The following is a 21779-nucleotide window of genomic DNA, read 5'->3' as shown; positions in this document are numbered from 1 at the left end:
CTTCGAATCGTGTGCGTGGGTCGTACGAGTGGTCGAAATAGGGCTGAATGGCCGCCTGTAGGGGGGTTTCCGTGCTGGAAATGTGGCGATCATAGGGCTCGCACAGGGCCCGTTCCAGCGGCCCGCCCGCGAGCGGCGGTGCCGCCGGCCATGCGGTGACCGATTCCGTTCGTCCATGCCCGTCCATGCGCACTCATGTCTGGAGCTGCACGACAGCGGCTTCCCGATTGACTGACCGTGACTGAGTGTGATGTACCCAGAAGTCGGCTTAGTCACTCGACTGGGGTAGTGAAACGGGGCATAACACCGCAAATAACAAGAGGGTGGTGGAGGTCTCCCGAATCCGTCCCCGGAGGTCGACGTGGTGCGTCCGCAGACACCCATGGGAGTGGACCGGCCCCGGCTGCGTCGTGCCGGAGCCGTGATCACTTCCCTGTGTGCGATCGCCACGACGATCGCGACCGGGCCCGCGCACGCCGTGGGGCCCGGCGGCCCGTGCGCGCTGCCGCGCAGCGAGGCCCATCACTCCGAGGGGCTCGACACCTGGAACCCGGCCTTCCCGCGCCCGGTCGGCCGGCTCGACGCCGTGATGGTCTTCCTGTCCTTCCCGGACTCCCGCCCCTACGTCACCCCGGAGCGGCTCGCGGCGGACCACTTCCCCGGCACGTCCCGCTTCTTCGAGCGGGCCTCCTACGGGCAGTTCTCGCTGCGCGTCCACCCGCTGAAGAAGTGGATCCGCATGCCCCGGCCCTCGGTCGACTACCGCATACAGCGCGACTGGGACGGCGACCTGCGCTCCGCCTACCTCAAGGACGCCATTGCCGCGGCCGACGGCGAGGTGGACTTCAGCCGCTACGGGCTCGTCTACCTCGTGGCCGATCCCGACGCCCCCGGTGTGGACTCCGATGCCACCAAGGTGGTCAATCTTGACCAGCCGATCCATGTCGACAACACCGACCTGCGCCGCGTCGTCACCGTCTTCGAGCACCACCCGCCGGACCGCAACGTCCTCGCCCATGAGACGGGCCACGCCCTGGACCTGCCCGACCTCTACCACCGGCCCGTGGACGGCAAGGGTGACTGGGACACCCACGTCGGCGACTGGGACCTCATGGGCAGCCAGTTCGGGCTCGCCTCCGATCCCTTCGGCTGGCACAAGTGGAAGCTGGGCTGGCTCACCGCCCGGCAGGTCGACTGCGTCCTCGGCCGGGGCAGCACGCTGCACACCCTCCAGCCGGTCGAGGCCCCGATGGTGCCGGGCACGGACCCGCGCACCCGGCTGGTGGTGGTGCGTACGGGCCTGAACAGCGCGATCGTCGTCGAGGCGCGGGGAGCCTCCGGCAACGACGCCTCCACCTGCACCGAGGGCGTCCTGGTCTACCGGGTGCGCAGTGACGTTCCTTCGGGCAACGGGCCGATCCAGGTGCTGGACGGCCATCCGGGGCGGCAGGCCTGCTGGGGCGAGTCCGTCAATCCGCAGCTGGCGGACGCGCCGCTCGGCGTGGGCGAGACGCTGGCGGCCGAGCACGCGGACGGTGTCGAGGTGAGCGTCCGGGCGCGCACGGCGGGCGGCGCCTGGACGGTCAGGGTGCGGCGCGAGTGACGCGGGGGCGGGAGGGAAAGGAAGAAGGCCCCCGCACCGGAGTGCGAGGGCCTACTTCTGTCTGTGCGCCGCCAGGGACTCGAACCCCGGACCCGCTGATTAAGAGTCAGCTGCTCTAACCAACTGAGCTAGCGGCGCCTGCTGACGTGGAAGACTTTAGCACCCTGATCCGGTGGAAAGAAAATCCGGATGTTTAAACCGCTGCACGAGCGGCTCGGACGCAGGCCCACAGCAGCACGTCGGGCCCCGGGAGCCAGGGGTCCCGGGTCTCCGGGGCGACCAGCCAGCGGGCGGCGGGGGGCACGGGCTCGGTCTCGTCCGCCGGGAACAGCGGGGGGACGGCCACCGTGTCGCCCGTGCCGTGGCACAGCAGCGGGGGCACCCGGCGGTCGCGGCCTCCCCACTCCTCCCAGCTCAGCAGCGCGGGCAGCCGCTGGGCGGTGCCGGGTGCGGCGAAGAGCAGCAGCCGGCCGCGCTGGGCCGCGACCGGTCCGGAGCCCGGCCCCGCCGCCCACAGCCGGTCCAGCACCCGGCGCCCGAAGAGCGCGGGGGTGCCGATCACGTCGAACGCGGTGCCGCAGGGGAGCACGACCGAGGATCCCGGGCTGTCGGCCCACAGGGCGTGGACGCTGCGCGGGAACCTGCTGGCGGAGGCGAGCCAGTCGGCACCGGCCAGGGTGACCCGGGCGGCGACCGGTGCGGCGTACGGGGGGCGCGGCGAGTGCTCTCGGGAGGTCATGGGTCCCATGATCTGCGTCACAGGCCCGGCCCCCGGGTGCTTGCCCGAATCCGGGACAGGGCGGCGGACGGTGCGCTACCTTGTGCGCCGCATATGCCAGCGGCCCATGGTCCCCGGACCACGGGCCGCACTCGTCCCGCCGGGCGGCTGCCCGGCCGCTACTCGACCACTACTCGACCACGCTGCCGTCACGCAGCAGCCCGCGGCCGAATTCCACCATCTTTCTGGTGTAGTCCTCGCTCCACTCGGCCCGCTCCGCGATCACGGCCGTCGGCAGCCGGTCGAAGCGCCGGGGGTCGGCGAGCTGGGCCGCCGCGACCGCCTGGTACTCGGTCGCGCGGTCGGCTGCCGCGCGGAAGGCCAGCGCCAGCTCGGTGGAGCGGGCCAGCAGTTCGCGCGGGTCCTCGATCGATTCGAGATCGAAGAAGTGTTCGGGATCGGTGACGGCCTCGGGCGGCTCGAAGAGCAACTGGGCGGGCTTCAGACGACGCGGACCACTGCCGTCACGCGCGCCGGGAGCCTGCTTCGGCTCGCACATGTACATACCTCCAGGATCGTCTGCACCGCCATCCATTCTCCTGCGTACCGCAAGGGGGCCGTCGACAAGAGGCCGACCGACCAGGCGGGCGGCGCCCTGTCAGGGGCGCGGGGAACTGCGCGAGCAACCATGAACGTGCCCGCAGCCGAAGTCCCGGGGCTTCGCCCCGAACCCCGAGGCGGCGTGTCGGCTGCGGGCCGTCAGCGGCTGGTCGCAGTTCCCCGCGCCCCTGACAGGGCACCGTGGTGCCGTGTGACGAAGATCCGCCGGACACGCACCCGGGTGCCCGCCTGTGCTGCCCGCGCAACGGGGGGCACGGGGCCCCGGCCCGTATCACGGCGGCGCCCACCGCACCCGGTGTTCGCCGAGGTGCGCCAGCACCGCATGGTTGGCCTCCCACCCGTCCGGGAACTTCACCGTGACGCCCAGCTGGACCGGCTCCGTCGACGGGTGGTCGTCGAGCAGGCGGTCGACACCCGCCCGGCACACCACCACGCACGCGTGCCGATGGCGCGAGGCCAGGACGCACAGCCGGCCCGTCTCCAGGTGGAAGGCCGTGGCGTCCGGGCGGCCCGACAGCGGGTGCAGCACGACCGTCACATCGAACTCCCGGCCCTGGAGCCGGTTGGCGGTGTCCACCGTGACGCCGTGGACCCCGCGCTCCGCCAGTGCCGCGCGCACCGCCGCCGCCTGGTCGCGGTGGGCCGTGCCCACCGCGATCCGTTCCGCCGTCAGCGGCACCGGGTCCGGCGAGCGCTCGCTGGTCGTCGCGCCGCCCCGGTCCAGCAGCCGCCGGACCACCAGCGCCACCGCGCCCACCGCCTCCGGATCCGTCCGCGGCGTGTGGCGCGCGGGCAGCTCCAGGAGGCCCCAGCCCGACTCCGCCGCCTCGTCCAGCACCCGGTCCGGGCCCGAGCCGTCGGACGGCACCCCGAAGGCCAGCCGCCGGTCCCCGTGGTCCGTGCCGCTGCGGAAGGGCGTGTACGGGTAGAAGGCGTCCGACACCAGCGGCGCGGCCGAGGCGGGCAGCCGCCAGGACACCGGCAGCCGGTGCTGCGGCAGGCCGGGGTTGTGGGCCAGCAGCGTCGTCACCGCGCTCGCCGACGGGTCGTACGACAGCCCCGCCCACTGGGCCGAGCCCTCGGGCCCGACCACGCTGAACGGATCCAGCTGGCCCGGGTCGCCGACGAACAGCGCCCGCTCGAAGAGGCCCGCCACGGCCAGCAGCGCGTCCGAGCGCATCTGGTACGCCTCGTCGACGATCGCGTGCCCCCACGGCTCCTCGGCCCTGGTGTGCGCCCACTTCGCGGCCGTGGAGACCACGACGTCCAGCCCGGCCAGATCCGCCGCCTTCGCGGACGTCACCACCGAGTCCAGGCCGGCGAGCGCCGGGTCGTACGGACGGCGCTCGTTGCTGTGCAGCCGGCCGACCGGCAGCCCGGGCTCCGCCTCGGCCAGGCGCAGCACCAGGTCGTCGACCTGGGCGTTGGTCTGCGCGACGATCATCAACGGGCGCCCGGCAGCGGCAAGTTCGCGGGCCGCCCGGACGACGAGCGTGGACTTGCCCGCGCCGGGCGGGGAGTCCACGACGACGCCGCGGTGCGGGCTGTGCAGGGTGTCGTGCAGGATCGCCCCGGTGGCCTCGGCCGCCGCCCTGGCCGGGTCGAAGGCGCGTCCGCGCGCCATGCGTACGCTCACAGCCGGTCCTCCGCGGTCACGGGGTCGGGGGCGTCGGGCGGTGCCGCCGGGTCCGGCGGGCCGCCGTGGGTCCAGGGCGTGCGCTCGGGATCGGGCAGTTCGGGGCCGCCCCGGGGCGCATGCTCGAAGAGCGTCCAGCAGACCCGGTCGTTCTTCTCGGGCACCGAACCCGGCTCGGGGACCTTGCCCCGGCCCATCCCGCCGGTCAGCCGCACGGTCGGCGCGCCGTCCGGCCCGTACGACACGAACTCCCCGGTCTGGGCACGGCCGTCGGGCAGCGCCCGGTACAGCTTCACGCCCTCGGCGAGGTGCGGGGCGTCCTCCGTGCGCACCGTCACCAGGGGACGCGGGCGCGGGACCTTCGCCTCCGAGTACTCCATCACCACCTCGGTGACCTCCCCCTCGAAGGCCGCGCCGGCCAGCCGCCGTGCGGCCATCACCAGCGGATCGTCCAGCGCCTCCTGGGCGTCCAGCTGGGCCAGAGCACTCTCGCGCGCGGCGAGCTTGCGGGCCGCCGTCACCGCGTCGTCCCGCCGGGGCTGCGGGGGTTCGCCCGCGCGGATGCGGTCGCGGTGCGCGGTGTACGACCAGCGGTCCCGCCGCCAGCGGTCGGCGACCCGGGCGCCCTCCGGGAGGGCGCGCAGCAGGTCGATGCCGCGCCACATGGCGTCCCACGTGGGCCGGAGCTGGGAGGCGAGGAGCTCGCGGATCTCCTCCTCGGCGGCGGACCGCTGCGCCGCGGTGCGCGCGAGGTCGTGGCGCGAAGCGGCGGGCGCCAGGCGCTTGTTGTCGAAGACCGGATCCGTGGCGGGCCCGGCCGGGGGCTGGCGGAGGAGCCCGTCGGGGCCGCGCTCCGTCTCCGCGCGCAGGGCCGCCGCGGCACCCGTCATCCCCGGCGGGGGATCGATCCAGGCGAGCAGCGCGCCGAGGTGCTGGTCCTCCAGGCGGCTCTGGCCCGTGGCCCAGTGCCGGCCCAGCAGGTGCGTCATCGGCAGCAGCAGGGACGCGCCCGGCACCCGGGCCCGCTCCCCGACATGCGTGAGCCACCGGCCCAGCAGCGGGACGCGCGGGGGCGCGGGATACGGGGCCTCGGGATCCTGCTCGGCGGTGCGGCGGAAGCGCATGGAGCGACCGAGCAGGCGGACGTACTCCACGCCGGGCGCGTTGGGCACGAGGATCTGTGGCGCATCGGGGCACGGCTCCTCGCCCTCGCCTCCGTCCGCTTCGCCGTACTGCTCGATGTACGGCAGCATCACGTCGGCCAGTTCGGCGAGGAACGCGAACCGCAGGTCCCTGTCGCGCGGTTGGGGAACGGCCAGCAGCCGCGGGGCGTCCCGCTCGGTCCCGACCAGTGCACCGAGCGGCGCACCCGCCTCACCGGCGGTGGTGAACAGCACGAGAACGAGCGGCCGCTCGGAGAGATACCGATGCCGCACGGTGGCAAGCGGTTGGGCCTTGCCGGCTTGAACGGCTTCGACGCGGGCGAGGGTGGTGAGGAGACTCATACGAGCTCCCCCGCACTGCTGAGCGCCTCCGCCCGAAGCCCGGCGGCACGCCGAAGCGCGTCAACGACCGGATCCCCCGCACCCCCCACCCCGCCCAGCGCAGCGGCCACCGCCTCGACGGTCGTCAGATCCCCCAACTCCGCCCGCAGTCCCCGTCCGAGCACCGCCATGGCCCCCTCCTCCCGTGCCCGTTCCCGGCAGTGGAAGGCGAGCTCGCAGGCCGCCAGGCACTCCGGCGCGTACGCCGCCTCGACCGCGCCCACCGCCTCGGCCAGCTCGGCCGCCGGCCGGTCCGTCGCGAACGAGAGGCCGGGCGGCAGTGCGGCGGCGATGTCCGCCACCCGCTCCAGCCGGGCCAGCTGGCGCCGCGTGGCGGCCAGTTGGCGGCGGACGTCGACGAGTGCCGCGGCCGGCAGATTGGAGAAGTCCTTCGGGCAGACCAGGAGCGCCTCCGGGCGGACGCGCCCGCCGAGGGCGTCCAGCGCGAGTGCGTACACCGCGGCCTGCCGCGCCGCGGCGCCCACCTTGGCGGAGTCCGCCGCCCCGTCGACCATGGCGAAGGACTTGATCTCCACGACCGTCCAGCCCCCGTCGGGATGGACGATCACCGCATCCGGCTCCAGGAAGGCGGGCGTCCCGGCGACGGTCAGGCTCAGCATCGGGTGGTCCAGCAGCGCCCAGCGCCCCGCCGCCGTGGCCTCGCGGAGGACCAGGGCCGTCCGCGCCGTGCGGCCCTCGGGGCCGGCGGCCGACAGGTCGGGCACGTCCACGGCGTCCGCCTCCGGCGGCTCCGCCCCGGGCAGCCGCCCGCACAGCAGTCGCACCAGCTCCGCCCCGCCGTCGCCCTTCACCCGCGCTTCGAAGGCGTGGCCGCGCACGAACGCGAACTGGGACTGGCCGAACGTCGCCTGCGCCCCCAGCGCCCGGGCCAGCGCGGCCTTGTCCACCCCGGCACCGTCGAGCAGGGCCCGGCGGCGGCAGCCGGGGTTGGCGGCCAGGGCCGCCAGTGCGCGGGCGTCCAGAGGGTGCGGCACGGCCTCCGGGCCGCGCAGCTCAGCGAGCTGCCGTCGCAGCGTCGTCGGTGCGGCTGTCCCCGGCCTCGCCCCGGGCCGGCTGTCGAGGGATCTGGTCACTGGCGTCCGCCTCGCGAAGTCGGTGCGCTGTATCCGCCGTACGCGCCGCAGTCTCGCATCCGCCACTGACAACCGCGGGCACCTCACGGCTTTCCGCGCCGTCCGGACCGGCGAAGCGGGACCGGATGCGCTCGGCGAGGCGCAGCGCGGGCCGGGACAGGAGGTAGCCGACGCCCATGACGGCCGCGCCGGCGACCGCGTCCAGGAGGTAGTGGTTGGCGGTGCCCATCACCACGAGGGCGATGGCGAGCGGGTAGATCGCGCCGGCGGCCTTCGCCCAGATGCTGCGCGCGTGCCGCCAGAGCACGGCCCCGCACCACAGGGCCCAGCCGACGTGCAGGCTCGGCATGGCCGCGTACTGGTTGGTGAACCCGCCGAGTCCGCGCGGGGCGCTCGCGTCGCCGCCCCACCAGCCGTACGAGCCGTACTGGGCCATCGTGTCGACGAACCCGTAGCCGGCCTCCAGCAGCCGGGGCGGGCAGGTGGGCAGCAGGGTGAAGCCGATGAGGCCGATGAGGGTGGAGATCATCAGCCAGGTCCGCAGCCGGCGGTAGTGCTCCTGCCGGCGCCGGAACAGCCAGATCAGGATGGCGGGCGTGAGCAGATAGTGCAGGGACGCGTAGGCGAAGTCGGCGGGTATGCCCAGCGCGGGGTGGTCGGTGAAGAGCCGGTTGAGCGGGGGCTCGATGTTTATTCGGAACGTTTTTTCAAGGTCGAGTATCGATATGCCGTGGTCGACCGCCGCCTGCACGTCACCCCGCACCAGCAGCCGGCCTGCCGAGTACAGGCCGTAGACGACGGCTATCAGGGGCAGCTCGGTCCACCAGCGCGGCCGCTTCCCGAGTGGTGCGGTGCGGTACATCCGGACGCTCTCCATGTTGTTCAGGCGGCCAACAAGCGGACATGCAACCGTACGGTGTACGCCACATTGGCCGCACACCGCCCCTGGGCGCGGGAAAGGAGACGTCTCAAGCGCCCCAAGGGTTGCCTGGTACGGGCGTGAGTGATGATGGAGAGGAACGTCACCGCACACTTGTGAAGGGGCCCACTCCATGGCACCGCGCATCCTGCTGGCCCGGCACGGACAGACCGAATGGTCGCTCTCCGGCAAGCACACCGGCCGCACGGACATCCCGCTCCTCGACGAGGGGCGGCGCGGCGCCAAGCTGCTCGGCGAGCGCCTGCACCGCACCCCGTGGAACGGCCTGCCGGACGTCGAGATCCGCACCAGCCCGCTCGTGCGTGCCAAGGAGACCTGCGAGCTGGCCGGTTTCGGGGACCGGGCGGCCGACTGGGACGCGCTGATGGAGTGGGACTACGGCGCGTACGAGGGCATGACCCCGGCCGAGATCAAGTCCGGCCGCCCGGACTGGTTCATCTGGCGCGACGGCGTGCCGGAGGGCGAGGCGCTGGCCGAGGTGTCGGCGCGTGCGGACGAGGTCATCCGCTGGGCGAAGTCGGCGGACCGCGACGTCATGATCTTCGCGCACGGCCACATCCTGCGCGTGATCGGCTCCCGCTGGCTGGGCCAGGACGCGTCGTTCGCGGCGCGCATCCGCCTGGACCCGACGTCGCTGTCGATCCTGGGCTGGGCGTACGACGAACCGGCCATCGAGCGTTGGAACGACACGGGGCACCTGGCCTGACGTACGGATCCTGACGCCCGGAGCGTCACACGTTTCGCGTCCGGAGCCTCGAACGGTTCGCGCCTCACACGGCCTGCGTGTCGTGCCGCGCCAGAAACGCGCCGACCGCAGGCACGCGCGCGTGGGAGCGCAGCACCCGCGCCATGGACGCCAGCATTCCCCGGATCCGCGCCGACTGGACCTGCGCCAGCAGGTCCAGGACCCGCTCCCCGGCCACCGCCGCCTCCGCCACTTCGCCCCCCTGCGCCAGGTCCCCGGCCAGCTGCGCCGTGTACAGGGCGATGTTCCGCGCGAAGTGCGGATCGGCCAGCTCCACGGCCCGCCCGCCGTGCTCCGCCGCCCTCCGCCAGTCGCCGAGGGCGGACCAGCACTGCGCCTCCAGCAGCTCCAGCTCGGCCTCGCCGAAGAACGTCATCCACTCCGGGTCGTCCTCGCTCCGCCCGCGCTCGAAGAGCGTCCGTGCGCGCAGCAGCGTTTCCTCACAGGCCGCCCGGTCGCCCAGCTGCGCCCAGCCGCCCGCCTCCCGCAGGGTCAGCAGGGACATCAGCCGTGCCGAGGCCAACTGCCGGCCGGCCTGTTGTGCGGCCTGTGCGGCGCGGACGGCCTCCCGCGGTCGTCCGGCGTCGCGCGCGAGGAAGGCGGTGTTGCAGAAGGCGTGCGCCTCCAGTGCCGCGTCCCCGGCGACGCGTGCGGTCGCTAGGGCCTCCGCGTAGTGGGAGCGGGCGTCGCCGAAACGTCCGGAGTCGTGGGCCAGCCAGCCGACGGAGATGGCGAGTTCGCCCGCGCCCGCGTGCAGCCGGTCCGCCACCGACTGCCGCCGGGTCTCCGCGTCGAGCAGTTCGTACGCCGCCCGCAGCGGCTGCGCAGCACGCCGGTAGAGGTGGTCGGCGCCGTGCCGGTCGTCGAGCAGCCGGATCCGCCGGACCGCCTGTTCGAGGGCGGAGGCCTCGGCCTCGCCCGCATGCCGGGGCCTGCGGGCACCCGGCACTCCGCCCAGGGAGGCGGTGGCCATGGCGGCCGGGCCGGAGGAAATGAACGCGCGACGCAACACGTCGCTCTCCTTGCTGCTGTCGAAGCGGTCGAGGGGACCGCCCCCGTAACCCGGGTTGCGGCCGCCCGAGGGGTTCTCGGTGGAAGCGGGCGGCGCACCGCCCTTGTCGCGCGCCCCCCGTCCGCGCACTGCCTCCCGCGGCGCGAACCCCATGTCCGCCGGTTCGCAGCCGGGGAACATATGGCGGAACACTCGCTCGTAGGCGTAGTTGGGACAGCGGATCTCGCCGGACTCGACGCGCCCGATGTAGCGCGCGTCGCAGGAGACGTGTTCGCCGATCTCGCGGGCCGCCCGGCGCACCTCCGCCGCGAACTCGCCTGGTGAGCGCTGCCCCCGGAGCCTGCGGAAGGCGGTGTTCGGGCGGCGCGGCGAGGACGCGGAGGAAGACGTGCGAGACGACGCCATGGCCGGACCCTCTCCCTGGCGAGCCGCCCCGCGAGGTGCCTGCGGGACGGGTGGCTGTGCTGCCGTATGGCGTGATGACCGTACCGGCTGTGGCGGGACCACTACGCCTGGTTTCTCTACAAAACGGATATCCCACCTGCCATCCGCCATGAACTGCCATCCTTTGCGGCGGCGCGGCGCCGTAGCCGTTGACACCGCACGGGCGTTGAACCGGGTGAACGGACTGGAGCGGGCTCGTGACCGGGGCCCGCGGACGGTCCGTTCACTGCGGAAGCGGACTTGTGCGGCGGAGGAGGGGTTTCCCTTGGCGGAGGCCGGAGTGGACATCGGCAGCTCGCGAACGACGGCACTGCACCAGCCGCGTCAGGACCGCAGCGCTTCCCCATACCCGCCGCCGGCGGCCACGGAGAGCGATCCGTGCGACCTCGTCACCGTCCCTGCCCGGCAGGGCCTGGAGGCGGTCGACATCCTGCGGCTGCGCGACGGTGTGGGGCCCGTGCTGCACGACGGCGACTGCGACACCCTCGGCTTCCTCGTACCGCCCGGCACCGCCGCCGCCTGGGACCTGCCGGGCAGCGCCTGCACCGAGACCTACGGGCGCGGCCTGCGCACGGGTGCGCCCGACGGCGTCGCCGAGCCGCCGGTCACGGGCACCGGCTGGCTCGTCGCCCCGGATGTGGCCTTCACCTCCGCCACGGATCCCGCCGTGCTGCGCGCGGCGCTCGGTGAGGCGGCCCGCACGATCGAGGCCGTCGACCGCTGCAGATAGCCGCCCGAGCCGCCCGCGGGATACTTGCCGTGTGGCAAAGGGCAAACAGAAGCAGGGCCGCGGGCGCGCGGCGGAACCGATATCGGCGCAGGTGGCGGGTGGTCTCGCGGAGCTCGTGCCCGATCGCGACCGCCCCCGCGGCCGGACCCTGCTGATCGACAGGGCGCCGCAGTCCCACGTGGACCTCGACGACCCCGCGTACCTCGAGTTCGCCTACCAGCGCCGGATCGGTCACATCGCCGACCTCGTGGCGCCCCCCGGCAGGCCCGTCCAGGCGCTGCACCTCGGCGGCGGCGCCTTCACGCTCGCGCGCTACATAGCCGCGACCCGGCCCCGGTCGACGCAGCAGATCGTCGAGATCGACGCCCCGCTCGTGCAGTTCATACGCACCGAGCTGCCGCTGGACGGCAGCTGGCGGATCCGGGTCCGCGGCGGCGACGCCCGCGAGGGGCTCGGCAAGGTGCCGGACGGCTGGGCGGACCTGATCATCGCCGACGTCTTCGGCGGCGCCCGCACCCCGGCGCACCTGACCAGCACCGAGTTCGTCGCCGAGGTGCGCCGCGCGCTGCGCCCCGGCGGTTTCTACGTCGCCAACCTCGCCGACGGCCCGCCGCTCGCCCACCTCAAGGCGCAGATCGCGACGGTGCGGACGGTCTTTCCCGAGCTGTGCCTGACCGCCGACCCGGCGGTGTTGCGCGGCAAGCGCTTCGGCAACGCCGTGCTGCTGGCCTCGGACCGGGAGCTGCCGGTCGCGGAGCTGACCCGGCGCGCCGCGACGGATCCGCACCAGGGGCGCGTGGAACACGGCAAGGGACTGGCCGACTTCACCGGCGGCGCGGCCCCGGTCACGGATGCGACCGCCCGCCCGTCCCCGACCCCGCCGCCGTCGGTCTTCGAGTAGAACGGCAGGATCAGCCGAGCCGCCCCGTACGCACAACCTCCGCATACCACCGGGCACTTGACTTCGGCGTCCGCGCCTGCGTCGCATAATCCACGTAGACCACCCCGAACCGCTTGCTGTACCCGTAGGCCCACTCGAAGTTGTCCAGCAACGACCACACGAAATACCCGCGGACGTCCGCGCCTTCGGAGACGGCGCGCAGAACCGCCTCCAGGTGCGCACGCACATACGCAATGCGCTCGGGGTCGTGCACCGCACCCGCCGCGTCGGGCTTGTCGTCGTAGGCCGCGCCGTTCTCGGTGACGAGCAGGGGCAGGCCGGGCAGTTCGCGGGTGAAGCGCATCAGCAGGTCGTGGAGGCCGGTGGCGTCCACGCTCCAGTCCATCGCGGTGCGCCTGCCGGGGGGCTGGTGGAAGGCGACGTGGCGTTCGGCGCCGGGCCAGGCGGAGTGCTCGCCTCCGCCGTGGCCGTCGGCGCGCGAGGGGCCGTTGTCAGTGCCCGCTGATACCACTGTGGGTGCGTAGTAGTTGATGCCGAGCGCGTCCAGGGGGTGTTTGACGATGTCCGGGTCGCCGTCGCGGACGAAGGACCAGTCCGTGATCCGTGCCGTGTCCGCCAACAGGTCGGCGGGGTATGCGCCGTTGAGCATGGGCTCGGTGAAGATACGGGTGGACAGGGCGTCGATGCGCCGCTGAGCGTCCAGGTCCTGCGGGGAGGACGTGAGGGCCCTGACGGCCGCGGTGTTGAGGGCCACCGTCAGCAGGGCCCCGCCGGGGAGCACGGAGCGCAGTGCCTGCGCCCCGAGGCCGTGCGCCAGGTTGAGGTGGTGGGCCGCGCGCAGGGCGTCCGCCGGGTCCGTGCGGCCCGGGGCGTGCACGCCGGAGCCGTAGCCGAGGAAGGCGCTGCACCAGGGCTCGTTGAGGGTGCACCACATCCCGACGCGGTCGCCCAGGGCCTCGCCGACGAGGTACGCGTAGTCGGCGAAGCGGTGTGCCGTCTCCCGGGCCGGCCAGCCGCCCGCCGTCTCCAGCTCCTGGGGCAGGTCCCAGTGGTAGAGGGTCAGCAGCGGCCGGATGCCGTGGGCGAGCAGGTCGTCCACGAGCTCCCGGTAGAAGTCGAGGCCCCGCTGCGACGCGGGACCGCGGCCCGTGGGCTGGACGCGGGGCCAGGAGACGGAGAAGCGGTAGGCGCCCAGGCCCAGTTCGGCCATCAGCGCCACGTCGGCGGCGCGGCGGTGGTAGTGGTCGGCGGCGATGTCCCCGGTGTCGCCGCCCAGCACCCGGCCGGGGGTGCGGGAGAAGACGTCCCAGACCGAGTCGGTGCGGCCGTCCTCGCGCGCCGCTCCTTCGACCTGGTACGCGGCCGTTGCGGCGCCCCAGAGGAAGCCGGGAGGGAAGTTCACGCTCATGCAAGTGCTCCGATAAACGTGGCAGTCAAACGTGGAAACGTGGGGGGAACGGACACATGGGAGTTCACGGGGCGTCAACCCTTGACCGCGCCGCGCATGATGCCGCCGACGATCTGCCGGCCGAAGACGGCGAAGACGAGCAGCAACGGCAGGGTGCCCAGCAGCGCGCCGGCCATCACCACGGCCTGGTCCGGCACGTAGCCGCGGCCGAGCCCGGTCAGGGCCACCTGCACGGTGGGGTTCTCCTGGGTCAGTGCGATCACGGGCCAGAAGAAGTCGTTCCACGCCTGGACGAAGGAGAGCATCCCCAGCACGGCCATCGCCGGCCGGGCCACGGGGAGGACGACGTGCCGCACGATGCGCAGGCTGCTCGCGCCGTCGACGCGGGCGGCCTCGATCAGCTCGGTGGGCAGCGCCTCCACCAGGTACTGCCGCATGAAGAACACCCCGAAGGCGCTGACGAGGGTCGGCATCACCACGGCCGGGAGCCGGTCGGTCCACCCCAGGCGGGCGACGATCATGAAGAGGGGGATCACGCCCAGCTGGGGCGGCACCATCATCGTGCCGATCACCAGCGCCAGCAGCGGCCCGCGGAAGCGGAACCGCAGCTTGGCGAAGGCGAAGCCGGCGACGGTGCAGAAGAGCACCGTGCCCAGCGCGATGCTGCCGGCCACCAGCAGCGTGTTGCCCAGCGCCAGGCCCAGGCCGGCATCGGTCCAGGCCGAGCGCAGGTTCCTGCCGAGGTTGCCGCCGAACCAGAAGGGCGGCGGCGTCCTGGCCAGCCGCGTGTTGTCGTGCGAGGCGGCGACGGCCGTCCAGAGCAGGGGGAAGAGGGAGCCGGCGGTGCAGAGGGCGAGCACGGTGTACGCGAACGGCCCGCCGTGCAGCTGCCGTCCGGCGCGGTTCCCGGGCGTCCGGGTACGGGGCGACACGGCTCACCCGCCCCTGTGCAGCCGCCGGGCGACCGCCTGTTGTCCTGCCGCGATCAGCAGCAGGATCAGGAACATCGTCCAGGCGACGGCCGAGGCACGCCCGAGGTGGAAGTCGAACCAGCCCTGTTCGTAGAGGTAGAGCCCCAGCGTCTGGAACTGGTGCGAGGCCCCGCCCTTCTGCCCGGCCGCCCCGCCGAACAGCAGGGGCTCGCCGAAGAGCTGGGTGGCCCCGATGGCGGAGACGGCCACGGTGAACAGGATCGTCGGCCGCAGCATCGGCACCGTGATGTGCAGGAACTGCTGCCTGCGCGAGGCCCCGTCCAGCGCGGCGGACTCGTAGAGCTCGTCCGGGACGGCCTGCATGGCCGCCAGATAGATCAGCGCGTTGTAGCCCGTCCACCGCCAGACGACGATCGAGGAGACCGCGATCTGTGAACTCCACGTGCCGCTCTGCCAGTCGACGGGTCCGAGACCCACCGTGCCCAGTGCCCAGTTGACCATCCCGTAGTCCCGCCCGAAGAGCAGCACGAAGACGAGTGTGGCCGCGGCGACCGACGTGGCATACGGGGTCAGCAGCGCGACCCGCCAGAAGGTGGCGGCGCGCAGCCGGTAGTGCAGCAGCTGGGCGAGGCCCAGGGCCATCAGCAGCTGGGGCACGGTCGCCAGGAGTCCGATGGTGAGGGTGTTGCGCAGGGCGTTCCAGAAGAACGGGCTGCCCAGCAGTCGCGTGTAGTGGTGCAGTCCGACCCAGGTCGCGTGGTCCGGCGCCGTGAGCTCCACGCGGTGCAGGGAGGCCCAGCCCGTGTAGAGGAGGGGGAAGAGTCCGAATGCGGCGAAGAACAGGAAGAACGGCGCCACGAAGGCGTACGGGCTGTAGCGCACGTCCCAGCGGTGCAGCCGACTGCGCCAAGGGGCCGACGGGCGCCGGGTGCTGTGGGGGGCGCGGGTGCCGTCGCGCGGTCCGGGCGGCCGTGCCTCCGGGTCCTCGACCGCTGCGGTCGTGGCCGTCATTCGTCCACCGCGTTCTCGATCTCCTTCTGTGCTGCCTTCCAGGCCTCCGCGGGCGGCTTGCCCTGCTGCTCGGCCTGCGGGATGCCCACGTCGGTGAAGGCCGTCCCGATCTGCTGCTCCATGGGGCCGAAGAGGAGGGTCGGAATGCCCCTGGCCGCGGCGGCGAAGATCGCGCCGACGGGTGCGTCGCCGAAGTAGGGGTTGCGGGCGTTCCCGACCTCCGGCATGGCGTACGCGGCCGGGGTGGAGGGGACGGCGGCCTGCCGCGCGAAGAGCCAGGCCTGGCGGTCCGGCGCGGTCAGCCAGACGGCGAGGGCGATCGCGGCGGCCTTGTGCCGCGCGGCCTTCGGCACGGTGACGAACGAGCCGCCCCAGTTCGCGGGCCGCGGTGCGGCGGCGATGTCCCACGCGCCCCGGCCCGCGTCTCCGGACTTCTCCTTGATGTAGCCGAGCATCCACGGCGGACAGGCCACGGCGGCGAAGCGGCCGTTGGCGAACGCCTGGTCCCAGGGTTTCTCGAACTGCCGCAGCCGGGCGGTCAGTCCGCCGCGCGCCGCCTGCATGGCCAGGTCCCAGGAGGCGGTGACGGCCGGGCTGTTGCGGTAGACGGGCCTGCCGCGCCGGTCGTAGTAGCGCTCGGCATAACCGTGGACGGACGCGTTGTAGACCCCGGCGGCCGAGTCGGTGAAGACGGTTCCTGCGGGGGCGTGGCGCATGTACGCCCTGCCGGTGTCGATGAACTTCTGCCAGTCGCCGGCCCACAGCCTGCCGACGGCCGCCCGGTCCGTGGGCAGCCCGGCCTGCCGGAAGAGGTCCTTGCGGTAGCACACGGCGATGGGGCCGATGTCCGTGCCGAGGCCGATCGTCCTGCCGCCGGGGGTGGTGGCCTGCGCCCACTTCCAGTCCAGCCAGTCGCTCCGGCGGACGCCCGGTGCGCGGGACAGGTCCTCGAAGCGGTCGCCCTGCCCGGTGGCCACGTCGTGGATGTTGCCCACTTCGACGGCCTGGATGTCCGCCAGCCCGCTGCCGGCCGCGAGGTGGGTGAGGAGCTGCGGATAGTAGGTGTCGTTGCGCTCGACCACGCTCTCCTTGATGACGACATCGGGGTGCAGCTGCTCGTACTCCCGGTAGAGACCGGCCTGTTTGTAGCCGAAGATGCCGTACGTGCCGATGGTGACCGTGGTCCTCCCGGCCCCGTCGCCGTGGCGTGCGCAGCCGGCGAGCAGGACCGCGCCGAGCACCACGGCCGCCACCGCGGCACGGCGGATGCGGCCGGCGGTGCGGGTACGGGGCATCGCGTCCTCCCGGTCAACTGCCGTGCCGGAGCGGGGCGTCGGGCTTCTTGTCGGGTGGATCCGGAGGGGCGCGGAGGTCTCAGGGCCTGCCCGATGGGTCAGCAGTACGGTGGGAGCGCTCCCAGAACGACAAGTCGAAGCGTTGCCGCAACCTGGCGGAGTGTCAAGGACGCGGCGCGCGACGTGCCATGGAGGCGCCCGATGTCCCGGACCGGAGAGACAGCCCGCAGCACGGACACCGCCGGCGGCGGCCCGCGCCGTACCGTTCCCACCCTGGAGGAGGTGGCGGCCCGCGCCGGTGTGGGCCGGGGCACGGCGTCCCGGGTGATCAACGGCTCGCCGCGGGTCAGCGACCGCACCCGCGCTGCCGTCGAGCAGGCCGTCGCGGATCTGGGCTACATACCCAACCGCGCTGCCCGTGCCCTTGCGGCGGGCAGCGCGGACGCCGTCGCCCTCGTCCTCCCCGAGCCCGGAGCGGGCCTGCCGGCCGACCCGTACTTCGCCGACCTCGTGCGCGGCGTCGGCTCCGGGCTCGCCGACAGCGGCCTGCAGCTGCAACTCACCCTCCTCCGCGGCCCGGAGGAGGGCCGCCGCTGCGCGGACCAGCTCGCCGCGCGGCGCGTGGACGGCGTGCTGCTGGTCTCCGTCCACGACGACGATCCCCTGCCGGGCCTGATCGCGGAGCTCGGCGTGCCCGCCGTCCTCACCGGCCGCAGGCCCGCCGGCCTGCCGCTGACGTGCGTGGACTCCGACGACACGGGCGGCGCCCGGACCGCGCTCGGCCACCTGCTGGCCCGCGGCCGCCGTACCGTCGCCGTCATCGCCGGCCCGCCCGGGACGGACGCGGCCCGGCGTCTCCTCGACGGCTGCCGGCAGGCGCTCGGCTCCGCCCCGGACGCCGCCCTCGTCGAGCGCGCCGCCCTCACCGGGTCCGGCGGCCGCCGCGCCATGCGTGCCCTGCTGGACCGGCGCCCCGGCCTGGACGCGGTCCTCGCCGCCTCGGACGCCGTGGCCGCCGGAGCCCTCCAGGTGCTCCGCGCCCGCGGCCGCCGCGTCCCCGCCGACGTGGCCGTCGCGGGCTTCGACGACTCCGCCGTCGCGCGCCACACGGACCCGCCGCTCACCACCGTCCGCCGCCCGACCGAGGCGGTGGGCCGCACGATGGCCGCGGTCCTGCTCTCCCGGATCCAGGACCCCGCGGCACCGGCGGGCCCCCGGATCGTCCTGCCCACCGAACTGATCGTGCGGGAATCGTCCTGACGCCCCGTCGGCCCGGCGGTCAATCCGGGTGAACGCCCCGCCGGGCAACCGGCGGGGAGCCGTCCGGGCGGGCAGGGTCGGGGACATGTGGAAGAAACTGCTGCTGCCCGCCGCCGTCCTGGCGCTCACCGCGCCGGCCGTCCCGGCCACGGCCCGCCCGCCGCTGCCGGACACCACGGACGGCGGGTTCCTCAAGGAGGCCGTGGCCGCGGCCAACCGCCACCGCGCGCAGCACGGGGTCCCGCCCCTGGCGCTCGACCCCGCCCTCACCGCGTACGCCAGGAAGCGCGCCCGGGAGATCTCCCGGGGCGCCCCCGGGCAGCTGAGCACCGAGGGGGCGGACCCGAGGCTGGGGGAGGACCTCTTCTGGTCGTCCGCCGGGACCGAGCGTGCCCCGGCCGCGGGCGCGGCACAGGCCGTCGAGACCTGGTACGCCGAGGCGCGCTCGTACGACTGGCGGAAGCCGGGCTTCAGCGCGGCCACCGGCGACTTCACCCAGCTGGTGTGGAAGGCCTCGGACCGGCTCGGCGCCGCCCGGGTCAGCGGCCGGGCGGGCGGCCGCACCGAGAGCTACGTGGTCTTCGCGTTCGCCCCGCCGGGCAATGTGGACGGGGCCTTCCGGGAGAACGTCCTCCCGCGGAAGTGACGGCCCGTCGGCTCCGTGCAACGCCGAAGGGCCCGGTCTGCTTCCGCAGACCGGGCCCTTCGGCTTCAGGGTGAGTAACGGGACTCGAACCCGCGACATCCTGGACCACAACCAGGTGCTCTACCAGCTGAGCTATACCCACCACGTCCGGCGTTTGTTTCCGTGTTTCCCACCGGCCGAGAAAAAGTGTACAGGGTCCGGAGGGGTGCTCGCTCCCGGCTTCCACCATGATCGGGAGCGACCTGCGTCACTCTCCCCGCGCCCCGTGAGGGGCGCGGGGAACTGCGCGGTCGACCACGGCCGACCCGCAGCCGCGGAGCAGCCGCACCCCGCGGAGCGGTCAGGCCTCGGCGGACAGGACGTGCTTGGCCGCGATGGCCTTCGCGGTGTCCGAGTCCGGGCCGGGCTGCGGCACGAAGATCGCCTCGCGGTAGTAGCGGAGCTCGGCGATCGACTCGCGGATGTCGGAGAGCGCCCGGTGGTTGCCGTTCTTCTTGGGACTGCTGAAGTACGCGCGCGGGAACCAGCGCCGGGCCAGTTCCTTCACCGAGGAGACGTCCACGATCCGGTAGTGCAGGTGGCCCTCCAGTGCGGGCATGTCCCGCAGGAGGAAACCGCGGTCGGTGCTGACCGAGTTTCCGCACAGCGGGGCCTTGCCCGGCTCCGGGACGTGCTCGCGGATGTACGCCAGGACCCGCTGCTCGGCTTCCTCGAGCGTGGTCCCGCCGTCCAGCTCCGCCAGCAGCCCGGAGGCCGTGTGCATCTGGCGCACCACCTCGGGCATGGTGGCGAGGGCCTCGGCGGGCGGGCGGATCACGATGTCCACGCCGTCGCCGAGGATGTTCAGCTCGGAGTCGGTGACCAGTGCGGCCACCTCGATGAGTGCGTCGTCCGACAGCGAGAGCCCGGTCATCTCGCAGTCGATCCACACCATGCGATCGTTCATGCATCTCACCCTACGGGGCGCTCCCGCTGACCGGGCAGGCGCGGAGTGTAGAGGTCGGTGTCGGGCTTGCCCGGCTCCGGACCTCCGGCGAGATGACCCCCGGCGGAACCGGGGTCATGAATGATGTGTCCCGTATGTCTGCTATGCCCCCCATGGGGCGGCGGAGCTCCCAGGGGCGCCCCGGTGACGACGTGCGCCGTGGTGGCCATGGCCGCCCGCCGCATCGCCACCAGCGAGGGATCCCCCGGCCGGGGTTCGACCGGCTCGGGCCGGTCGAACCGCTCGCCGCGGTCTCCCCGCTCCGGCCGCTCGCTCCGCTCCGGCCTGCCGTCCGCACCGGCCTGCGGGCGGCGCGCCCGGTAGGCGGCCCGGTAGGCGGCGGGGGAGGACCCCAGCTGCCGGCGGAAGTGACCGCGCAGGGCCACGGGCGAGCGGAAGCCGCAGCGCCCGGCGACCTCGTCCACGGAGTAGTCCGAGGTCTCCAGGAGCCGCTGCGCCTGGAGCACCCGCTGAGTGATCAGCCACTGCAGGGGAGCGCTCCCGGTGAGCGAACGGAACCGCCGGTCGAAGGTGCGACGGCTCATATAGGCACGGGCGGCCAGGGTCTCCACGTCGAACTGCTCGTGGAGGTGCTCCAGCGCCCAGGCGACGACCTCGGCGAGCGGGTCGGCACCGATCTCCTCCGGTAAAGACCTGTCGAGGTAGCGCTCCTGTCCTCCGCTGCGGCGCGGCGGCACGACGAGACGCCGGGCCAGGGCCCCCGCCGCGTCGGCTCCGTGGTCGGTGCGGACGATGTGCAGGCACAGGTCGATGCCTGCCGCGGTGCCCGCGGACGTCAGTACGTCGCCGTCGTCCACGAAGAGCTCCCGCGGGTCCACGTGGACCGACGGATAGCGCTTCGCGAGCGTGGGCGCGTACATCCAGTGGGTGGTGGCGGGCCTGCCGTCGAGCAGCCCCGCCGCGGCCAGTACGAAGGCACCGGTGCACAGCCCCACGATGCGGGCGCCCTCCTCATGGGCACGGCGCAGTGCGTCGAGTGCGGCGGCGGGCGGCGGTTGAGTGATCGACCGCCAGGCCGGTACGACGACGGTGCCGGCCCTGGAGAGTGCCTCCAGGCCGTACGGTGCGGTCAATTCCAAGCCGCCGGTCGTTCGCAATGGCACATCTTCGCCCGCGCACACCAGCAATCGGTAGCGGGGAACTCCCGCGTCCTGTCGGTCGATTCCGAACACGGAGAGCGGGATGGAGCTTTCGAAGATGGGGCCGCCGCTGAAAAGCAGCACGGCGACGATCTCCCGGCGGCGGCGTCCGGAGAGCTTGCGCGCGGTCTCCGGTACGGTCGTGGAGTCCTGGCTCATGGCGCTAAGCCCCCCTCGGCGGTCGAGTCCTCTCGGTCCTGCACGTTTCCCCTCGGTCCTGAACGGTTCCCCCGCCGGTCATGGCCAAGATCGAATCTACTGCGTCGCATGGAGACGCGGTGACCAGTTCACCACCCGGCTCTATGTCGACATGACAACTTGGCGCGAAGCGTTCGATCACGAAGCGTTGCACTTGCAGGGCTCGGTGAAAAGTACGCCTCCCGCGCCTGCCCACACAGCGTAGGCGGCAACCGCCCTCAGCGGTCCTTTCCTTGCTGGTCGACCGGCTGTTGGGAGTGGCTGCGGCCAAGGTGGGGAGTTCGGCCTGAAGTTGGCTGAAAACCTACGGGTGCAGGCGTACGAGAGCGTCAGTCGACGGGTTGTCCGGTGCCCGGATGGCGTGCGCCCCGGTGCGTGCCGGCGCCCGTCCTGCCGTGCCGTCCGCGGTGCGGCGCGGTCCGGTCCGCGGCGACCCGCGCGGCGGTGCGCTCGGCCTGGCGCAGCAGGGCGTGGCAGACGCAGGTGAGGGCCACCAGCCCGGCCGCGCTGCCGACCGCACCGCCGAAGGACTGACCGCACATCAGCAGAACGACCGGGACCAGGGCGCAGCTGAAGGCCGCCCAGCGCACGACGTCGCTCACCGGATCGGGGGATTCCCCCTCGGCGTCGTCGTCGCGGGTGCGGTCACGGGTTCCGGGCACGGAGCGGCTCCCTGGTGGCGGCTGCTGGCGGTACTACAACGCCGCTCCCGCCGCCCGGGTCACTGGGGACACGGGCATCTCCGGGAAGCCCGGCCCATTGCGCTGCGCGCCGCCCTCGTGCATGCTCCGGGGAAGCCCGAGCGCCTTGGCCAAGGGCGCCGGGTGCCGCGGTTCCGTACGGCGGGACCCGGTGCCGAACGGCCGGTTCCGGGGGGCGTGCATCATCCGCAGGCA

General features: G+C 73.5%; 20 protein-coding genes and 2 tRNA genes. 6 read left to right on the top strand and 16 right to left on the bottom strand.

The genetic code is table 11. The features are described from left to right. Positions 1–382: 382 nt before the first annotated feature. Complete coding sequence (locus tag ACWD4B_RS00670; RefSeq protein WP_451418695.1) at positions 383–1603, top strand: M6 family metalloprotease domain-containing protein; 1221 nt, start codon at positions 383–385, stop codon at positions 1601–1603. A gap of 64 nt (positions 1604–1667) precedes the next feature. Here ACWD4B_RS00670 and ACWD4B_RS00665 read toward each other — a convergent pair. From ACWD4B_RS00665 to ACWD4B_RS00635, 7 genes are all read right to left on the bottom strand, one after another. After that, positions 1668–1741, bottom strand: a tRNA-Lys gene (locus ACWD4B_RS00665). 55 nt (positions 1742–1796) lie between these two features. Next, complete coding sequence (locus ACWD4B_RS00660) at positions 1797–2342, bottom strand: bifunctional DNA primase/polymerase (protein WP_336413308.1); 546 nt, start codon at positions 2340–2342, stop codon at positions 1797–1799. A 169-nt stretch (positions 2343–2511) separates the two neighbouring features. Next, positions 2512–2880 carry a hypothetical protein gene (locus ACWD4B_RS00655; protein ID WP_390781033.1) on the bottom strand — a complete coding sequence of 123 codons (369 nt, stop codon included), beginning with the start codon at positions 2878–2880 and terminating at the stop codon, positions 2512–2514. A 333-nt stretch (positions 2881–3213) separates the two neighbouring features. Continuing rightward, entirely contained in the window at positions 3214–4566 is a 1353-nt protein-coding gene (locus ACWD4B_RS00650; RefSeq protein ID WP_451418694.1) for an AAA domain-containing protein, read from the bottom strand. An 8-nt stretch (positions 4567–4574) separates the two neighbouring features. Continuing rightward, complete coding sequence (locus ACWD4B_RS00645; RefSeq protein ID WP_451418670.1) at positions 4575–6083, bottom strand: hypothetical protein; 1509 nt, start codon at positions 6081–6083, stop codon at positions 4575–4577. Further along, on the bottom strand, positions 6080–7216 hold the full coding sequence (locus ACWD4B_RS00640; RefSeq protein ID WP_451418669.1) for a hypothetical protein: 1137 nt from the start codon (positions 7214–7216) through the stop codon (positions 6080–6082). The genes ACWD4B_RS00645 and ACWD4B_RS00640 overlap by 4 nt, the downstream gene beginning before the upstream one ends. Continuing rightward, a complete protein-coding gene (locus ACWD4B_RS00635; RefSeq protein ID WP_451418668.1) occupies positions 7137–8093 on the bottom strand; it encodes a phosphatase PAP2 family protein in 957 nt (318 codons plus the stop codon). The genes ACWD4B_RS00640 and ACWD4B_RS00635 overlap by 80 nt, the downstream gene beginning before the upstream one ends. A 175-nt stretch (positions 8094–8268) precedes the next feature. On the opposite strand from ACWD4B_RS00635, the gene ACWD4B_RS00630 reads away from it, so the two are divergent. Continuing rightward, positions 8269–8862 (top strand): histidine phosphatase family protein, encoded by a 594-nt coding sequence (locus tag ACWD4B_RS00630; RefSeq protein ID WP_451418667.1) that lies wholly within the window; start codon positions 8269–8271, stop codon positions 8860–8862. Between the two features lie 64 nt (positions 8863–8926). Here the strand turns inward: ACWD4B_RS00630 and ACWD4B_RS00625 are convergent, their stop codons facing one another. Further along, a complete protein-coding gene (locus tag ACWD4B_RS00625; RefSeq protein WP_451418666.1) occupies positions 8927–10318 on the bottom strand; it encodes a tetratricopeptide repeat protein in 1392 nt (463 codons plus the stop codon). A 304-nt stretch (positions 10319–10622) separates the two neighbouring features. Between ACWD4B_RS00625 and ACWD4B_RS00620 the strand changes: the two genes are divergently transcribed. Beyond that, entirely contained in the window at positions 10623–11087 is a 465-nt protein-coding gene (locus ACWD4B_RS00620; protein WP_451418665.1) for a hypothetical protein, read from the top strand. A 31-nt stretch (positions 11088–11118) separates the two neighbouring features. After that, positions 11119–11988, top strand: a complete 870-nt coding sequence (locus ACWD4B_RS00615) for a spermidine synthase (protein ID WP_451418664.1) — start codon at positions 11119–11121, stop codon at positions 11986–11988. A 10-nt stretch (positions 11989–11998) separates the two neighbouring features. Here ACWD4B_RS00615 and ACWD4B_RS00610 read toward each other — a convergent pair whose 3' ends face one another. The 4 genes from ACWD4B_RS00610 to ACWD4B_RS00595 form a co-directional block, all read right to left on the bottom strand. Continuing rightward, positions 11999–13396, bottom strand: a complete 1398-nt coding sequence (locus ACWD4B_RS00610; protein ID WP_451418663.1) for a GH1 family beta-glucosidase — start codon at positions 13394–13396, stop codon at positions 11999–12001. Between the two features lie 74 nt (positions 13397–13470). Continuing rightward, positions 13471–14328: a carbohydrate ABC transporter permease gene (locus ACWD4B_RS00605; RefSeq protein WP_451418662.1), complete on the bottom strand. Its 858-nt coding sequence runs from the start codon at positions 14326–14328 to the stop codon at positions 13471–13473. A gap of 3 nt (positions 14329–14331) precedes the next feature. Further along, positions 14332–15339, bottom strand: coding sequence for a carbohydrate ABC transporter permease (locus tag ACWD4B_RS00600; RefSeq protein ID WP_451418661.1), 1008 nt, complete (start codon positions 15337–15339; stop codon positions 14332–14334). Then, complete coding sequence (locus ACWD4B_RS00595; protein ID WP_451418660.1) at positions 15336–16634, bottom strand: ABC transporter substrate-binding protein; 1299 nt, start codon at positions 16632–16634, stop codon at positions 15336–15338. The genes ACWD4B_RS00600 and ACWD4B_RS00595 overlap by 4 nt, the downstream gene beginning before the upstream one ends. Before the next feature lie 201 nt (positions 16635–16835). Here ACWD4B_RS00595 and ACWD4B_RS00590 point away from each other — a divergent pair, with 201 nt between their 5' ends. Together ACWD4B_RS00590 and ACWD4B_RS00585 are read left to right on the top strand one after the other, a co-directional pair. Next, a complete protein-coding gene (locus ACWD4B_RS00590; protein WP_451418659.1) occupies positions 16836–17894 on the top strand; it encodes a LacI family DNA-binding transcriptional regulator in 1059 nt (352 codons plus the stop codon). Between the two features lie 85 nt (positions 17895–17979). Next, positions 17980–18540: a CAP family protein gene (locus tag ACWD4B_RS00585; RefSeq protein ID WP_451418658.1), complete on the top strand. Its 561-nt coding sequence runs from the start codon at positions 17980–17982 to the stop codon at positions 18538–18540. A 69-nt stretch (positions 18541–18609) separates the two neighbouring features. Here the strand turns inward: ACWD4B_RS00585 and ACWD4B_RS00580 are convergent. The 4 genes from ACWD4B_RS00580 to ACWD4B_RS00565 form a co-directional block, all read right to left on the bottom strand. Further along, a tRNA-His gene (locus tag ACWD4B_RS00580) sits at positions 18610–18682 on the bottom strand. A gap of 198 nt (positions 18683–18880) precedes the next feature. Continuing rightward, the gene (gene orn / locus ACWD4B_RS00575; protein WP_451418657.1) at positions 18881–19486 is read right to left on the bottom strand and encodes an oligoribonuclease; all 606 of its coding nucleotides are present in this window, start codon (positions 19484–19486) and stop codon (positions 18881–18883) included. Between the two features lie 5 nt (positions 19487–19491). Beyond that, a complete protein-coding gene (locus ACWD4B_RS00570; protein WP_451418656.1) occupies positions 19492–20844 on the bottom strand; it encodes a helix-turn-helix domain-containing protein in 1353 nt (450 codons plus the stop codon). A gap of 368 nt (positions 20845–21212) precedes the next feature. Further along, positions 21213–21545, bottom strand: coding sequence for a hypothetical protein (locus ACWD4B_RS00565; protein WP_451418655.1), 333 nt, complete (start codon positions 21543–21545; stop codon positions 21213–21215). Positions 21546–21779 lie beyond the last annotated feature (234 nt).

The sequence above is a fragment of the Streptomyces sp. NPDC002536 genome (assembly GCF_053594995.1).
The sequence above is the reverse complement of the archived record's forward strand: the minus strand, read 5'-3'. Positions and strand labels throughout refer to the sequence as shown.

Coding starts and splice junctions, on each gene's coding strand:
- ACWD4B_RS00595 (WP_451418660.1), bottom strand. CDS start 16,634: ATGCCCCGTACCCGCACCGCCGGCCGCATCCGCCGTGCCGCGGTGGCG.
- ACWD4B_RS00635 (WP_451418668.1), bottom strand. CDS start 8,093: ATGGAGAGCGTCCGGATGTACCGCACCGCACCACTCGGGAAGCGGCCG.
- ACWD4B_RS00590 (WP_451418659.1), top strand. CDS start 16,836: ATGTCCCGGACCGGAGAGACAGCCCGCAGCACGGACACCGCCGGCGGC.
- ACWD4B_RS00610 (WP_451418663.1), bottom strand. CDS start 13,396: ATGAGCGTGAACTTCCCTCCCGGCTTCCTCTGGGGCGCCGCAACGGCC.
- ACWD4B_RS00650 (WP_451418694.1), bottom strand. CDS start 4,566: ATGGCGCGCGGACGCGCCTTCGACCCGGCCAGGGCGGCGGCCGAGGCC.
- ACWD4B_RS00645 (WP_451418670.1), bottom strand. CDS start 6,083: ATGAGTCTCCTCACCACCCTCGCCCGCGTCGAAGCCGTTCAAGCCGGC.
- ACWD4B_RS00670 (WP_451418695.1), top strand. CDS start 383: ATGGGAGTGGACCGGCCCCGGCTGCGTCGTGCCGGAGCCGTGATCACT.
- ACWD4B_RS00570 (WP_451418656.1), bottom strand. CDS start 20,844: ATGAGCCAGGACTCCACGACCGTACCGGAGACCGCGCGCAAGCTCTCC.
- ACWD4B_RS00585 (WP_451418658.1), top strand. CDS start 17,980: ATGTGGAAGAAACTGCTGCTGCCCGCCGCCGTCCTGGCGCTCACCGCG.
- ACWD4B_RS00660 (WP_336413308.1), bottom strand. CDS start 2,342: ATGACCTCCCGAGAGCACTCGCCGCGCCCCCCGTACGCCGCACCGGTC.
- ACWD4B_RS00630 (WP_451418667.1), top strand. CDS start 8,269: ATGGCACCGCGCATCCTGCTGGCCCGGCACGGACAGACCGAATGGTCG.
- orn (WP_451418657.1), bottom strand. CDS start 19,486: ATGAACGATCGCATGGTGTGGATCGACTGCGAGATGACCGGGCTCTCG.
- ACWD4B_RS00625 (WP_451418666.1), bottom strand. CDS start 10,318: ATGGCGTCGTCTCGCACGTCTTCCTCCGCGTCCTCGCCGCGCCGCCCG.
- ACWD4B_RS00600 (WP_451418661.1), bottom strand. CDS start 15,339: ATGACGGCCACGACCGCAGCGGTCGAGGACCCGGAGGCACGGCCGCCC.
- ACWD4B_RS00655 (WP_390781033.1), bottom strand. CDS start 2,880: ATGTGCGAGCCGAAGCAGGCTCCCGGCGCGCGTGACGGCAGTGGTCCG.